The organism is Streptomyces sp. Root1304, assembly GCF_001426405.1.
In the GTDB taxonomy this organism is placed as follows: domain Bacteria; phylum Actinomycetota; class Actinomycetes; order Streptomycetales; family Streptomycetaceae; genus Streptomyces.
Genome location: NZ_LMEP01000001.1, coordinates 950,489 through 963,962, shown reverse-complemented (window position 1 = coordinate 963,962; position 13,474 = coordinate 950,489). Strand labels below are relative to the sequence as shown.

At 71.3% G+C, this 13,474-nt stretch carries 13 protein-coding genes, 1 tRNA gene and 1 pseudogene; 6 read left to right on the top strand and 9 right to left on the bottom strand.

All coding sequences use genetic code 11. The features are described from left to right. Positions 1–15 precede the first annotated feature (15 nt). The 3 genes from cysS (at position 16) to ASD33_RS04455 (ending at position 4,120) form a co-directional block, all read left to right on the top strand. Positions 16–1,416, top strand: a complete 1,401-nt coding sequence (cysS, locus tag ASD33_RS04465) for a cysteine--tRNA ligase (RefSeq protein WP_056553418.1) — start codon at positions 16–18, stop codon at positions 1,414–1,416. A gap of 76 nt (positions 1,417–1,492) precedes the next feature. Beyond that, positions 1,493–2,449, top strand: a complete 957-nt coding sequence (gene rlmB / locus ASD33_RS04460) for a 23S rRNA (guanosine(2251)-2'-O)-methyltransferase RlmB (RefSeq protein WP_056553415.1) — start codon at positions 1,493–1,495, stop codon at positions 2,447–2,449. Between the two features lie 111 nt (positions 2,450–2,560). Beyond that, on the top strand, positions 2,561–4,120 hold the full coding sequence (locus tag ASD33_RS04455; RefSeq protein ID WP_056553412.1) for a DoxX family membrane protein: 1,560 nt from the start codon (positions 2,561–2,563) through the stop codon (positions 4,118–4,120). 195 nt (positions 4,121–4,315) lie between these two features. Here ASD33_RS04455 and ASD33_RS04450 read toward each other — a convergent pair whose 3' ends face one another. The 3 genes from ASD33_RS04450 to ugpC form a co-directional block, all read right to left on the bottom strand. After that, the gene (locus ASD33_RS04450; RefSeq protein ID WP_056553409.1) at positions 4,316–5,032 is read right to left on the bottom strand and encodes a nucleotidyltransferase family protein; all 717 of its coding nucleotides are present in this window, start codon (positions 5,030–5,032) and stop codon (positions 4,316–4,318) included. Between the two features lie 67 nt (positions 5,033–5,099). Beyond that, positions 5,100–5,510, bottom strand: a complete 411-nt coding sequence (locus ASD33_RS04445; RefSeq protein WP_056553406.1) for a hypothetical protein — start codon at positions 5,508–5,510, stop codon at positions 5,100–5,102. Positions 5,511–5,752: 242 nt separating this feature from the next. After that, positions 5,753–6,850, bottom strand: coding sequence for a sn-glycerol-3-phosphate ABC transporter ATP-binding protein UgpC (gene ugpC, locus ASD33_RS04440; RefSeq protein ID WP_056553403.1), 1,098 nt, complete (start codon positions 6,848–6,850; stop codon positions 5,753–5,755). Between the two features lie 182 nt (positions 6,851–7,032). Between ugpC and ASD33_RS04435 the strand changes: the two genes are divergently transcribed. Together ASD33_RS04435 and ASD33_RS36065 are read left to right on the top strand one after the other, a co-directional pair. After that, positions 7,033–7,109 (top strand) — tRNA-Thr (locus tag ASD33_RS04435). Between the two features lie 265 nt (positions 7,110–7,374). Further along, positions 7,375–7,557, top strand: a pseudogene (locus ASD33_RS36065) (hypothetical protein); the annotation flags it as partial. Here ASD33_RS36065 and ASD33_RS33825 read toward each other — a convergent pair. The 5 genes from ASD33_RS33825 to ASD33_RS04410 all read right to left on the bottom strand — a co-directional run bounded on the left by ASD33_RS33825 (position 7,554) and on the right by ASD33_RS04410 (position 9,677). Further along, positions 7,554–7,946, bottom strand: a complete 393-nt coding sequence (locus ASD33_RS33825; RefSeq protein ID WP_242426829.1) for a hypothetical protein — start codon at positions 7,944–7,946, stop codon at positions 7,554–7,556. The pseudogene ASD33_RS36065 and the gene ASD33_RS33825 overlap by 4 nt on opposite strands. Before the next feature lie 50 nt (positions 7,947–7,996). Then, entirely contained in the window at positions 7,997–8,470 is a 474-nt protein-coding gene (locus ASD33_RS04425) for a hypothetical protein (RefSeq protein WP_056553395.1), read from the bottom strand. A 139-nt stretch (positions 8,471–8,609) separates the two neighbouring features. Then, positions 8,610–8,915 carry a hypothetical protein gene (locus ASD33_RS04420; RefSeq protein ID WP_056553392.1) on the bottom strand — a complete coding sequence of 102 codons (306 nt, stop codon included), beginning with the start codon at positions 8,913–8,915 and terminating at the stop codon, positions 8,610–8,612. Between the two features lie 69 nt (positions 8,916–8,984). Continuing rightward, entirely contained in the window at positions 8,985–9,227 is a 243-nt protein-coding gene (locus tag ASD33_RS04415; protein ID WP_056553389.1) for a hypothetical protein, read from the bottom strand. 45 nt (positions 9,228–9,272) lie between these two features. Next, positions 9,273–9,677 (bottom strand): hypothetical protein, encoded by a 405-nt coding sequence (locus tag ASD33_RS04410; protein ID WP_056553386.1) that lies wholly within the window; start codon positions 9,675–9,677, stop codon positions 9,273–9,275. Positions 9,678–9,785: 108 nt separating this feature from the next. On the opposite strand from ASD33_RS04410, the gene ASD33_RS04405 reads away from it, so the two are divergent. After that, positions 9,786–11,915 carry a restriction endonuclease gene (locus ASD33_RS04405; protein WP_199863438.1) on the top strand — a complete coding sequence of 710 codons (2,130 nt, stop codon included), beginning with the start codon at positions 9,786–9,788 and terminating at the stop codon, positions 11,913–11,915. A gap of 116 nt (positions 11,916–12,031) precedes the next feature. Here ASD33_RS04405 and ASD33_RS04400 read toward each other — a convergent pair whose 3' ends face one another. After that, on the bottom strand, positions 12,032–13,420 hold the full coding sequence (locus ASD33_RS04400) for an FAD-binding oxidoreductase (protein ID WP_056553383.1): 1,389 nt from the start codon (positions 13,418–13,420) through the stop codon (positions 12,032–12,034). Positions 13,421–13,474 lie beyond the last annotated feature (54 nt).

Below are 13,474 nucleotides of genomic sequence, written 5' to 3'. Positions count from 1 at the left end.
CACTACCCTGGAGTGGTGACTATTCGCCTGTACGACACCAACGCCCGGCAGATCCGTGACTTCACCCCGCTCACGCCGGGCTGCGTCTCGATCTACCTCTGTGGTGCCACCGTCCAGGCGGCCCCGCACATCGGCCACATCCGGTCGGGGCTGAACTTCGACATCATGCGCCGCTGGTTCGCGTACCGCGGCTACGACGTCACGTTCATCCGCAACGTCACCGACATCGACGACAAGATCATCACCAAGGGTGCCGAGCAGGGCCGCCCCTGGTGGTCCATCGGCTTCGAGAACGAGCGCGCGTTCAACTCGGGCTACGAGGCCCTCGGTTGCCTGCCGCCCACCTACGAGCCGCGCGCCACCGGGCACGTCCCCGAGATGATCGAGATGATGCGCGGCCTCATCGAGCGCGGTCACGCGTACGAGGCCGACGGCAGCGTCTACTTCGACGTGCGCTCCTTCCCGGGGTACCTGGAGCTGTCCAACCAGGACATCGACGACCTGCGCCAGCCCTCCGAGGACGGCATCACCGGCAAGCGCGACCCCCGCGACTTCGCGATGTGGAAGGCGACCAAGCCGGGCGAGCCCGACTGGGAGACCCCCTGGGGCCGCGGCCGCCCCGGCTGGCACCTGGAGTGCTCGGCCATGGCCCACAAGTACCTGGGCTCCGCCTTCGACATCCACGGCGGCGGCCTCGACCTGATCTTCCCGCACCACGAGAACGAGATCGCCCAGGCCAAGGCCTTCGGCGACTCCTTCGCCCAGTACTGGGTGCACAACGCCTGGGTCACCATGAGCGGCGAGAAGATGTCGAAGTCGCTCGGCAACAGCGTGCTGGTGTCCGAGATGGTGAAGAACTGGCGCCCGATCGTCCTCCGCTACTACCTGGGCACCCCGCACTACCGCTCGATGATCGAGTACAGCGAGGACGCCCTGCGCGAGGCCGAATCGGCGTTCGGCCGCATCGAGGGCTTCGTCCAGCGCGCCACCGAGAAGGCCGGGACGACCGTCGCCCCCGCCGCCGAGGTGCCGCCGGCCTTCGCCGAGGCCATGGACGACGACCTGGGCGTGCCGCACGCGCTCGCGATCATCCACACCACCGTCCGCCAGGGCAACAGCGCCCTCGCCGCGGACGACAAGGACGAGGCCATCGCCCGCCTCGCCGAGGTCCGGGCCATGCTCGGCGTCCTCGGCCTCGACCCGCTCGACCCGCACTGGGCCGAGGAGACGGGTGGCGGCGAAGAGCTCCACGGCGTCGTCGACACCCTCGTACGGCTCGTGCTCCAGCAGCGCGAGTCGGCCCGCGAGCGGAAGGACTGGGCGACGGCGGACGCGATCCGCGACCAGCTGAGCCAGTCCGGTCTCGCCATCGAGGACAGCCCCGACGGCCCCCGCTGGACGCTGGGCAACCGTTAGAAGACGTGCCGCTCGGGTCACCGGGCGGCACACTTCACTTACAGACTTTGTACGTCAGCAGAGGAAACAGGTAGTCATGGCCGGGAACAGCCAGCGCAGGAACCGTCGCACGTCGAACAAGAAGGGTGCGACGGTCGGCAGCGGTGGCCAGCGGCGCAAGGGCCTCGAAGGCAAGGGCCCGACCCCCAAGGCCGAGAACCGCAAGGGCCACAAGGCGTTCCGCGTCTCCAACGCGATGGCCAGGAACGTGGCCAAGCGCAAGCCCGTCGCCCGCCGCGGCGGCAAGGGCCTGTCCGAGATGGTCGTCGGCCGCAACCCGGTCTTCGAGGCCCTGCGCGACGGCGTGCCCGCCTCGACGCTGTACGTGCAGCAGTTCATCGACAACGACGAGCGCGTGCGCGAGGCCCTGAACCTCGCCACCGGCCGCGGCAACATCAACATCATGGAGGCGCCGCGCCCCGAGCTCGACCGGATGACGAACGGCCTCAACCACCAGGGCCTCGTCCTCCAGGTCCCGCCGTACGAGTACGCGCACCCCGAGGACCTGGTCGCGGCCGCCTTCGACGACCACGAGGACCCGCTGATCGTCGCCCTCGACGGCGTCACCGACCCGCGTAACCTCGGCGCCGTCGTCCGCTCCGTCTCCGCCTTCGGCGGCCACGGCGTCGTCGTCCCCGAGCGCCGCGCCGCCGGCATGACCGCCGGTGCGTGGAAGACCTCGGCCGGCACCGCCGCCCGTACGCCCGTCGCCCGCGCCACCAACCTGACGCGCTGCCTTGAGGCGTACCAGAAGGCCGGCGTCACGGTCGTCGGCCTCGCCGCCGACGGTGACCGCGAGGTGCACGAGCTGGAGGAGCTGGGCGGCCCGGTCGTCATCGTCGTCGGCTCCGAGGGCAAGGGCCTGTCCCGCCTGGTCGGCGAGACCTGCGACTTCCTCGTCCGCATCCCGATGCCGGGCGGCGCCGAGTCGCTGAACGCCGGTGTAGCGGCGGGCGTCGTGCTGTACGAGGCGGCGCGGCGACGCATGGCGTGACCTGCCGCGTCGGGCGCCGGCCGGGCTCGGCCCGGTCGGCGTTGATCTTGACGGGTCTCGGACATTTGCGATCCGTCAAGGCAGTGTCCTAAACCCAGATCACTCGGTTAGATGAGTGTGGACACCAGAACGCCCCGGCCGGGGTTCGACGATCAGCCCGCGTTGAGCATGGTCAAGGTGGATTCCGATCCCGCCCAGGTGATCGTGAACCACGCCAGCTTCCGTGTGCGGCTCGCGCCGGCCCCGCAGCCGAAGTTCGGCGCCGGCGCCCGCACCGCAGCCCTGTCCGGGGCCGGCGGACCGCGCCGTCGCCCCGTCGTGTGGAGCGGGAAGTCCGCACCGGGCGCGACCGGCCTCCTCCAGGCCGTGCGCGAGTCGTCCGTCTCCACCCTCGACCCGGCGGTCGGCCGGGGCGGTCACGGAGGCCCGGACACCGGCTCCACCCGGGCCGTCCCGCGCTTCGACGACACCATGCCCACCCCCGTGGTGCCCGCCGACGGCCCTCTGCTGCCGCCGATGCGCCGCGCCGAGGGCGCGTACGACGACCTGTACGAGATGCGGCCCGAGACCCTCGGACCGGAGGCGTACGAGGACGAGGAGACGTCCGGCCGGACGGCCCAGCGCCACGGCCAGGACAGCGTCCGGCACGCGTACTACCCGGGCCGCCGGATGAACCTCGGCGTCGTCCTCCTCCCGCTCCGCGTCTTCCTCGGCTTCATCTCCATCTACGCGGGCATGGGCAAGCTCTGCGACCCCGTCTACTTCGACGGCGGCGAGCGCGGCTCCATGGTGAAGTGGCTCAACTCCCTGCACCCCTGGGCCCTCGCCGAACCGCTGCGCGACTTCGCCCTCCAGCACCCCGTCGGCGCCGGCCTCACCGTCGCGTTCCTCCAGGTCGTCGTCGGTGTCCTCACCGTCCTCGGCCTCTGGCAGCGCGTCGCGGCCGTCGTCGGCGCCCTGCTCTCCGCCGCGCTGATCCTGACCGTCAGCTGGAAGACCGTCCCGGTCTACGACTCCGCCGACATCATCTACCTGGCCGCCTGGTCGCCGCTGATCATCGCCGGCGCCCCGGTCTACTCCCTCGACGGCCGCCTCGCGGGCGAGGCCTGGCGCACCCTCGGCCCCCGCGCCGAACTGTGGGACCTGCGCCGCCGCGTCGTGCGCCGCAGCACCCTCCTCGCCTCCGTCGTCGTCGGCCTCACCCTCCTCATCGGCTCCGTCCTCGGCGGCGCCGTCCGCTCCACCGAGATGATCACCGTCCCGGGCCCGAACGACGACCCGATCAACCACCTCCCCGGCCGCCCGCTCCCCACGGAGCCGGCCCGCCGGACCCCCTCCGAGGCCGCGTCCACCGCGCCCGAGCCGGCCGCGACCAGCGACGCCCCGGCGGAGCGCGAGAAGACCGAGGAGGCGAGCCGGCCCACCGAGACGACCCGCGAGTCGACCCGGACCCAGGAGCAGCGCCCGACCTCCACCGAGGGCAGCGGCACGGGCACCACCCGTACGCCCACGCAGTCCAAGCCCGCGCCGCCGCCGTCGACGAGCGACACCCCGAGCAGCACCGGGAGCGGGTCGAGCGGCGGCTCGACCGGCGGGACCACGGACACGCCGTCGGAGCCGGGCTCGACGACGGGCGGGGCGCAGAACCCGATCGGCGGCCTGCTGGGCTGAGACGCCGGTCTCGTACGTACGGAAAGGGCGGCACCGCGGTTCTCCGCGGTGCCGCCCTTCTTGTTCCCTCTGCGCCGGTGCCTGTCCGCGCGGGATCCATGTGCTGAGCCGAGCCCGTGCGGGGTCTACGCACCGGCGTCTGTCCGTGCGGGGTCTACGCGGGCTCAGCTCGGTCCGGCCCGGCCGCCTCTCGGCTCAGCCGCGCTGGGCGGCGAGTTCCTTCGCGGCCTCCGTGAGGTCCTTGGCGGTGTCGATGGCCCGCCAGTACGCCCCCTGGGGCAGGGGGAAGCCCGCGAGGCGCCGCTCGCGGGCGAGGCGGGGGAAGGTGGTCCGCTCGTGGTCGCCGAGGTCGGGGAGGAGCTCGGTGAAGGCGGCGGAGAAGACGTACACGCCCGCGTTGATGAGGAACGGCGAGGGCGGCGCCTCGATGAAGTCGGTGATGTGCCCGAAGGTGTCGGTCTCGACGGCGCCCCAGGGGATGCGGGGGCGGGCCAGGGCGAGCGTCGCGAGGGCGTCGCGCTCGGCGTGGAAGGCGGCCATCTCGCGCAGCGAGAACCGGGTCCAGATGTCGCCGTTGGTGGCGTACCAGGGCTGGTCGGGCGCGGGCAGGTGCCCGGCGGCGTACTTGAGGCCGCCGCCGCGGCCCAGCGGCTCGGTCTCGACGACCGTGGTCACCTTGAGGGGGAGGTCGGCGTCCTCCAGCCATTCCTGGAGCACCTCGGCGAGATGGCCGCAGGAGACGACGGCGTCGGTCACGCCCTCGGCGGCCAGCCAGGAAAGCTGATGGCCGATGATCGGGGTCCCGGTGCCCGGGATCTCGACCATCGGCTTGGGGCGGTCGTCGGTGTACGGGCGGAGCCGTGAGCCCTGGCCGCCCGCCAGGACCACGGCCTGCGTCGGAGAGGTGTGCATACGGGGAACGATAGGTGCCCCGCGGGCACGAGGTCCGGACGCGCGACGGCGCTCAGCGTCCGGCTGTTCAGCTCGCGCGCATCACGCCGGTCGCGAACGAGGTGTCGCAGACCGGGCGGGAGAAGGACTGGGCGCGCGTGGGGCCGTACTGCTCGACGGCGGCGCGGCCGAGGGAGCGGGCGATGGACATGCAGTGCTTGGCGAGGGACGGCCGGTTCTCCACCTCGCGCTGGAGGTGGGTGAGGGCCGTGCCCGGGTCCTTCTCCTGGAGCTCGGCGAGGAGCTGGTCCCGCAGGACGTCCTGCGGGGCGCGGGACTTGGCGCGGACGGAGACCTCGGAAGAGGAGGCCGTCAGCTGGGTCCCGGAGTCCTGGCCGGCCCACGGAACGGCGGACACCGCGAGCGTTCCCGAGAGCACCAGGACGACGGGCAGGACGAGGGCGAGAGAGCGGCCGATTCGGCGGGCAGTGTGCGTCACGCAGGCGAGCGTAGCGGCCGGTAGTGATATGGCGACATTTAGTCACTCTCGCGAGGGATGGTTCGAGGCGGCTTTTCGAATCCCGTGTTGACGCGGAGGGTGGAGGTGGGCCCTGAATGCCGGGGTTTTCCAGGGTAAACCACCACTTGCGCGGCAGATGGGCGAACGGCCCCGCATCCGGGGGGATGCGGGGCCGTTCGGCCAGCGTGGCTGGGCGTGCTGTGCTCGGCTTCGGCTGCGGGTCAGTCGCTGAGGCGGGCGCCGGTCGACGTCGAGAAGACGTGGAGCTCGGCGGCGCGCGGCACGACGTGCAGCGTGGTGCCCTTGGAGGGGACGTCACGGCCGCCGACGCGGACGACCAGGTCCTTGTCCTCGCCGCCGACGCGGGTGGAGCCGTACACGAAGCCGTCGGAGCCGAGCTCCTCGACGACGTTGACGGTGACGGCGAGGCCGTCCTTGCCGGTGGGGCCCTGCACGTCGAAGTGCTCGGGGCGGACGCCGACGGTGACGGTGGTGTCGCCGTTGGCGGAGGCGGCGGCGATGGCGTCACGGGAGACGGGGACGACGCTGTTGCCGAACTTCACGCCGCCGTCGGTGATCGGGACCTCGATCAGGTTCATGGCGGGGGAGCCGATGAAGCCGGCGACGAAGAGGTTGGCGGGCTTGTCGTACATGTTGCGCGGGGAGTCGACCTGCTGGAGCAGACCGTCCTTGAGGACGGCGACGCGGTCGCCCATGGTGAGGGCCTCGGTCTGGTCGTGCGTGACGTACACGGTCGTGATGCCGAGGCGGCGCTGCAGGCCGGCGATCTGCGTACGGGTCGAGACGCGGAGCTTGGCGTCGAGGTTGGACAGCGGCTCGTCCATGAGGAAGACCTGCGGCTCGCGGACGATGGCGCGGCCCATGGCGACACGCTGGCGCTGACCGCCGGAGAGCGCCTTCGGCTTGCGGTCCAGGTACTCGGTGAGGTCCAGGATCTTCGCGGCCTCTTCGACCTTGGTGCGGATCTCGGACTTGTTGACGCCGGCGATCTTGAGGGCGAAGCCCATGTTGTCGGCGACGGTCATGTGCGGGTAGAGCGCGTAGTTCTGGAACACCATGGCGATGTCCCGGTCCTTGGGCGGCAGGTGCGTGACGTCGCGGTCACCGATACGGATGGAGCCGGCGTTGACGTCCTCGAGACCCGCGAGCATGCGCAGGGAGGTCGACTTGCCACAGCCGGAGGGCCCGACGAGGACGAGGAACTCGCCGTCGGCGATCTCGATGTCGAGCTGGTCGACGGAGGGCTTGGTGGCACCGGGGTAGATCCGGGTCGCCTTGTCGAAAGTGACGGAAGCCATGGTGATGTGTCCCTTCACCGGCAGGAACGTGCCGGACGATCCGAGTAAAGGAAGGATTGAGGTCTAGTCCACCAGGGTGAACCGCAAGTGACGCTACCTGCCGGTGCCCGTTCTGTCAGCACTCACGGGCCGGTGAGATTTCCGACCGCGTCCGGGACGGGGTTGGTTACACTGCACTGGCTGCCTCCTTAGCTCAGCTGGCCAGAGCACCGCTCTTGTAAAGCGGGGGTCGTCGGTTCGAACCCGACAGGGGGCTCCAGGTAGGAACGTCGAAGACCCCCAACCGATCATGGTTGGGGGTCTTCGACAGCTACGGGTGACATCAACGGCGACGGTCAGTCGACGACGCCCGCGAGTGCGCGGAGCGAAGTGCGGATGCCGGGTCCCGGACCCGGCGGGCAGGATCGCGTCATGTCGACCGATGTCAGCGGAATGATCGAGTGCCGGCAGGGGGCTCGGCTGTGGGGCGTGGACGATGAGGACACGGTCTGGGAAGCGGGCATTGACCTCTTCCTGCTGAGCGTGGGATCCAGAGGGCCGCGCTCGTCACTCACATCCGGCGGACGTACTACAGCGACGAGGGGTGGCCGGTGGAGCCGGCGGACATCGTCGTACCTGCCGCCCTGTGCGAGATCCTCGGGCAGTCACCGGCGGCATGGCCGGCAGTTGGTGCGAGCCCCGTGGGAGCGGCCGGATCGAGCGCCTAGAGCGGTGGCTTCCTTGCAGGTAGCGGCAGGGTCCAGCTCGCGCAGGCCACCAGTGCGCTGCCGTCCTCGGTGAGGAAGAGCAGAGTGAATCGTGTCCGATTCTCGGGATCAATCAGTGCGGTGCGCACGGGGCGGTCGTACTCGCTGATGAGCTGCACCGCTCGTTCCAGCCCAGGGGGTTCGAATCCACGCATCCGCATGCGCTGAAGTCGACGACTGAATACTCCGGCATGCGCACCAGTGGGTTGAACCCGCTCTTCCACCGAGTAGGGGGCGCCACGGCGCAGGGCGGCCAGCGCTACCGCGGACGCCTCGTCATCGCCGGTCAACAGCGCTTCCAGCACATGCCGTTCCATGGTCACCTCGGTTGGATCGTGCGGGCCGCCCACCTCCGGACCCTCGTCCCAGTGGCGGTATCTCCTGCGAAGCCGGATCGGTCCTAGTCTCCTGAGAATCCGAAGATTCCCAGGTGCGTCGGACTGTCGTCGGTGTGGAGGACGACGTAGTAGCCGGTCCACCGCATCCGGCACTCGCCGAGCAGGCTCTGTTTGTGCTCCTCGTTGCTCGAAGCCGCACCGGCGGCAGCCGCGAGCTTCTCGTACTGCTCGACCGACGGGCGGTCCGTGTGGAAGTGGTGGATCACGCGGTTGAGAGCCAGAGGGCGCAGGGTGCCGTAGTCGGCGCCTCTGGTGGGCGTCGGCGGGGCATCCGTGGCGACCACCGTGTCGATGTCGAGGATCGTATGGGTGCCCTCGGTCCCCATGAACTCCTCGTCCTCGTAGAGGTCTTCCAGGCTTCGGTATCGGGCGTCATCGCCGTACTCCTTCTGGAACACGCTTGCCTGCAAGGTTGCCAAGGCCGCCTCGACATCGCCCTCGTACCTGGCGACGTAGTCCCATCCGCTGGCACCCATCGAGCCACCCCTCCTTGAAGATCGCGAACGGGGGAACGGTAGCGGCGGGGACTGACAGCGCCGCGGTCCGGCGCCGGGGCGGGTGTTCTGCGGAGGTCGGCGGACCGTGGCAGCTCCACGCCGAAGCCGCTCCGTCGGCCTACTCCTGAAGGGGCAGATCCGGATGGGCGAACACGAAGAGCATGTACGCGACGGCCGCTGCCGTACCCACTGACGAGAGTGCCAGGCCGGTCAGAGGCTGCGCACGGCTGACGCCCTGTCGTGAGGCAGTTCGGTACTCGATGACGCCCAGGACGAGGCCCGTGAGGCCGAGCGGCAGGGCCAGAGCCCAGACGAGCATCCAGAGCGGGCAGCAGAACCAGAACGCGACGGAAGCCGCACCGAAAGCCACGGAACGGCTCATCCGGCCGGATCTGTCGCCGGCCGGATCATCAGAGTGGGTCATGCTCTGATCAAAGCAGCAGGTCAGGGGGGCTCGGCGGCCGCCCTGACAATCACCCGACCAGTGGCGGGGTCAACGCATCGGGCCCGTCCTCAGCAGCCCGTTGCGGCGGGTCGGCCAGGTCAGGGCTCGGACCAGGGGGTTGGTCACCACCCAGTAGCCCGGGTGCACCCAGTTCTCCTCCTTGGACAGGAGCCCCGGGCCCTCTTCGCGGTACAAGTGCCGCAGCAGGCGGTCGTACGCCGGGCCGCCGGCAACCAGGAGCAGGGGTGCGGTGAGGGTCGCGCCGACCCAGATCCCGCACCGGAGGGCCACTTGAGCATGTCCGTCTATGCGCACCTCGCGAGTATGCCGCCGGGACTACCCGCCGGTCGGAGCCACCACGATCTGGTGCTCGTCCTCGTAGAGGATTCTTCCCGGGTTCGTGGACTCCAGGCGGTGGCATGCGATGCCGTGGGCCGCCAGGAGGGTCAGGTAGCCGTCCACGCGGGTGATCAGGTGGTGGGCCGTCGGCTTGAACCAGGCCACCGCACCCGGGTTCACCTCCGGGGCGTAGATCCTCGGGTCCACGTCCGTCGGGTTCGTGTAGTGGGCGTCGTACCAGTCGTTGTTCGTTCTCCAGAAGCGGTACTCCGCCTCCGACAGCCGTCCCTCGCGCGCCAGTTCGTTCGCCAGGACGAAGACGCCCGGGAAGTGGCCCCGCGGGTGCCTCACCGTTCCCTGGAACCGTACGTACGGCGCTCCGTCCGCGACTGTCTCCTCCACCCCTCCGACAGTACGCCCCACCGGCGGACAACGGGCCCTCCGTCCGGGACACTTGTCCGTCACGGGGGCGTTTGTGTGGTCGGGGTGTCGTCGGGAGGGGTGGGGCGGATGAGTCGGCGGGCCGGTGGGCTGCTCGGGGTGTGGGCCGAGCAGCAGCGGGTGGCGCAGCGGCAACGCGAGGGGCAGCACCAGGCGGTGCTGCGGCAGCAGCGCGACGCCGAGCGGGTGCAACGGGAGTACGCGCGCGACGTCGCCCGCATGCAGCGGGAACAGCGCGCCGCCTACCGGCAGCAGCGCGAAGCCGACGCCCTGCGCCGCACCCGCGAACTGGAACAGCGGGTCGCACTCCTCGAAGGGCTGCTCGCCGCCGGCTGCCGCGCCCCCGCCTTCTCCGTCGAGTCCCTGCGACGCGGCGAGGACATCGCCCCGTTCTCACCCGGCCCCCTCGGCGAGCCCGTCGCCCTGCCCGACCAGCGCTTCTACCGGCCCCAGGGCTCCTGGACCCCCTCCGGGCGCGCCCAGGCCGAGCAGGACGCCCGCGCCCGCTTCGAGCGGGACTGGTACGCCGCCCAGGCCGCCGAAGCCCGCCGGGTCGAGCAACTCGCCGCCCACCGGCGGCAGTACGACACCTGGGCCGCCGAACGCCTCACCGAGATACGTACCCACAACGCCGGCCTCGCCGGCACCGTGGCCGCCCTCGGCGACGGAGACGCCGAGACCGTCGTCGAGTTCTTCTCCGCCGTCCTCTTCGCCTCCACCGCCTGGCCCGAGGGCTTCCCCCGCGAGGTCTCCGCCGCCTACGACCGCCGCGTCCGCGGGCTCGTCCTCGACTGGGACCTGCCCGGCCACGAGGTCGTCCCCGAGGCCAAGGGCGTGAAGTACCTGCCCAGCACCGACCAGGAGAAGGAAGTCCCCCGGCCCGTCACCCAGCGCCGCGCCCTCTACCGGGACGTCCTCGCGCAGAGCGTCCTCCTCGCCGTACGGGAACTCTTCGCCGCCGACCGCTTCGGCGCCCTGGAGGCCATCACCCTCAACGGCCACATCGGCGGGGTCGACCCAGCCACCGGGCTCGCCGGGCGCGTCTGCGTCGCCTCCGTCGTCGTCGAGCGGGCCGCCTTCGACCGGCTCAACCTCGAACGCGTCGCCGCCGTCGACTGCCTCACCGGCGCCCTCGCCGGCCGCCTCTCCGCCAAGCCCGACGAACGCGTCGCCGTGGCCGCCTTCCGCGCCCCCGACCAGGTGGGCTCCGACGTCGTCGTCCAGGGCGACGGCGAAGAGCCCGACCTGCTCGCCATGGACCCCATCGCCTTCGAAGGGCTCGTCGCCGAACTGTTCCGCGCCCGCGGGCTCCAGGCCGTCACCACCCGCCGCTCCAACGACGGCGGCGTCGACGTCGAGGCCCTCGACCCCGATCCCATCAGCGGCGGGTCCATCGTCGTCCAGGTCAAGCGGTACCGGAACACCGTGCCCCCGGCCGCCGTACGCGACCTCTTCGGCACCGTCCAGGGTGCCGGCGCCAACAAGGGCGTCCTCGTCACCACCTCCAAGTTCGGGCCCGGCTCCTACACCTTCGCCAACGGCAAGCCCCTCACCCTGATATCCGGGACCGAACTCGTCGAGCTGCTCCATCAGCACGGGCTTCGGGGGCGGTTGGGGTCGGGGGGACCCGTAGGGGCCCCCGCATCCGGACCCGTACCCGCGCCCGTTCCCGGCTCTGCCCCTGCCGCCGGCTCCGCCTCCGTCGAGGCCGATGCCGACTTCAACCTGCTCGGCATGGTCTGGTCCGGATCCACCGCCCTCGACGTCTGCGCCCTCGTCTGCGCCGGCAACCGCGTCCTCGGCGACGAGTGGTTCGTCTTCTTCAACAACCCTTCCACGCCCGATGGTTCGGTCGCCGCCGTGGCCGCCCCGCCCGGCGACCGGGCCGCCGTCCGGGTCGGCTTCGACCGGCTTCCCTCACGCGCCGACCGTCTCGTCCTCGTCGCCGCCGTCGACCCCGAGGTGAACCCCGAGGCCGATCTCCGGGAGTTCACCGATGCCGGCATCCGGCTCCGCGACGACTCCGGCGTCGAACTCGACCGGCTCGTCGTCTCCGACGGCCGGCCCGGCGAGACCGCGCTCGTCCTCGGGTCCTTCCGGCGGCGCGCCGGGGGCGACTGGGACTTCGTGCTGGGAGGGAAGGGGTACCGGGGCGGGCTCGAGGAGCTGGTGGGGGACTTCGGGATCGAGGTGGAGTGACGTGCCGTCCGCCGTGATGCGCGTCCGCCGCCTGCCGTGATCCGCGTCCACCCCCCGCCGAGATCGGCCTCCCCCGCCGTGATCCGCCTCCGCCCCCCGCTGACCGTTCCGCCCCCTCAGCGGCCGCTCAGCCTGTTCGCCACCACCGCCACCCGGTCCGTCTGCGCCGTGTGGCCCGTCGCCTCGCGGCGGTCCGCGCCACGGAAGGCCGCGTACATCGTCTGGACGCCCAGCCAGCGCAGCGGCTCCGGTTCCCACTTGCGGACCTTGTGGTTGACCCACGGGAGCGCCGTCAGGTCCGTGGGGCCCGACTGGCCCGAGTCCTGCTGGATGAGGTCGCGCAGGGTGCGGGCCGCGAGGTTCGCGGTGGCGACGCCCGAGCCGACGTAGCCGCCGGCCCAGCCCAGGCCGGTGGAGCGGTCGAGGGTGACCGTGGCGCACCAGTCGCGCGGGACGCCGAGGACGCCGGACCACGCGTGGTCCACCCGTACCCCCGCCAGCTGCGGGAAGAAGCGCACCAGGATCTCGCGCAGGGCCTCGATGGTCTGCGGCTGGGTGCGGCCGTCGCTGTCGGTCTTCGAGCCGAAGCGGTACGGGACCCCCCGGCCGCCCAGCGCGATGCGGCCGTCGGCGGTGCGCTGGGCGTACATGTAGGCGTGCGCCATGTCGCCGAGGGTCTCGCGGCCGTCCCAGCCGATCGACGCCCACTGCTCGTCGCTGAGCGGCTCGGTCGCGATCATCGAGGAGTTCATGGGGAGCCAGGTGCGCCGCTGGCCCGCGAGGGAGGCGGTGAAGCCCTCGGTGCAGCGGAGCACGTAGGGGGCACGGACCGTCCCGTACGGGGTGAGCGCGTGCTTCGGCTTGATCTCGGTGACCGGGGTCGACTCGTGGATCGTGACGCCGAGCGCCTCGACCGCGTCCGCGAGGCCCTGGACCAGCTTCACCGGGTGCAGGCGCGCCCCGTGCGGGCTCCATGAGGAGCCGACGGCCCCGGCGACGCGGATGCGTTCGGCGGTCTCGCGGGCCCCGTACAGCTCCCGGTCCGTCTCGCCGAAGGCGACCTCGGCGGCGTGGAACGCCTTGAGGCGGGAGAGCTGGGAGGGGGAGAGGGCGACTTCGAGGACGCCGCCCCGGTGGAGGTCGGCGTCGATCTTCTCCTGCTCGCACACGTCGACGACCTCGGTGACCGTGGCGTTCATGGCGTGCTGGAGGCGGACGGCGGCCTCGTGGCCGTGGAGCTTCGCGTAGCGGTCGCGGCCGGCGATGCCGTTGTAGAGCCAGCCGCCGTTGCGGCCGGAGGCCCCGTACCCGCAGAACTTCGCCTCCAGGACCGTGATGTTCAGGAAGGGCACGGCCTTCTTGAGGTAGTAGGCGGTCCACAGGCCCGTGTAGCCGCCGCCGACGATGCAGACGTCGGCGCTGATGTCCCCGGGGAGCGGTTCGCGGGGCGCGGGGGCGCCCTCCTGCGCGTACCAGAACGAAATGCCGCCGTTGACCGTACTCATGTGTATCCCTCTTCCGGGTGCGTGAGCGGGACGTTACCCGGGGCCTCGGGCCCC

What these genes read in the sequence shown, in the direction of transcription:
- ASD33_RS04420 (WP_056553392.1), bottom strand. Translation starts at nt 8,915, where the DNA reads ATGACCCACTCTGATGATCCGGCCGGCGACAGATCCGGCCGGATGAGC.
- ASD33_RS04455 (WP_056553412.1), top strand. Translation starts at nt 2,561, where the DNA reads ATGAGTGTGGACACCAGAACGCCCCGGCCGGGGTTCGACGATCAGCCC.
- ASD33_RS04425 (WP_056553395.1), bottom strand. Translation starts at nt 8,470, where the DNA reads ATGGGTGCCAGCGGATGGGACTACGTCGCCAGGTACGAGGGCGATGTC.
- rlmB (WP_056553415.1), top strand. Translation starts at nt 1,493, where the DNA reads ATGGCCGGGAACAGCCAGCGCAGGAACCGTCGCACGTCGAACAAGAAG.
- ASD33_RS04450 (WP_056553409.1), bottom strand. Translation starts at nt 5,032, where the DNA reads ATGCACACCTCTCCGACGCAGGCCGTGGTCCTGGCGGGCGGCCAGGGC.
- ASD33_RS04405 (WP_199863438.1), top strand. Translation starts at nt 9,786, where the DNA reads ATGAGTCGGCGGGCCGGTGGGCTGCTCGGGGTGTGGGCCGAGCAGCAG.
- ASD33_RS04400 (WP_056553383.1), bottom strand. Translation starts at nt 13,420, where the DNA reads ATGAGTACGGTCAACGGCGGCATTTCGTTCTGGTACGCGCAGGAGGGC.
- ugpC (WP_056553403.1), bottom strand. Translation starts at nt 6,850, where the DNA reads ATGGCTTCCGTCACTTTCGACAAGGCGACCCGGATCTACCCCGGTGCC.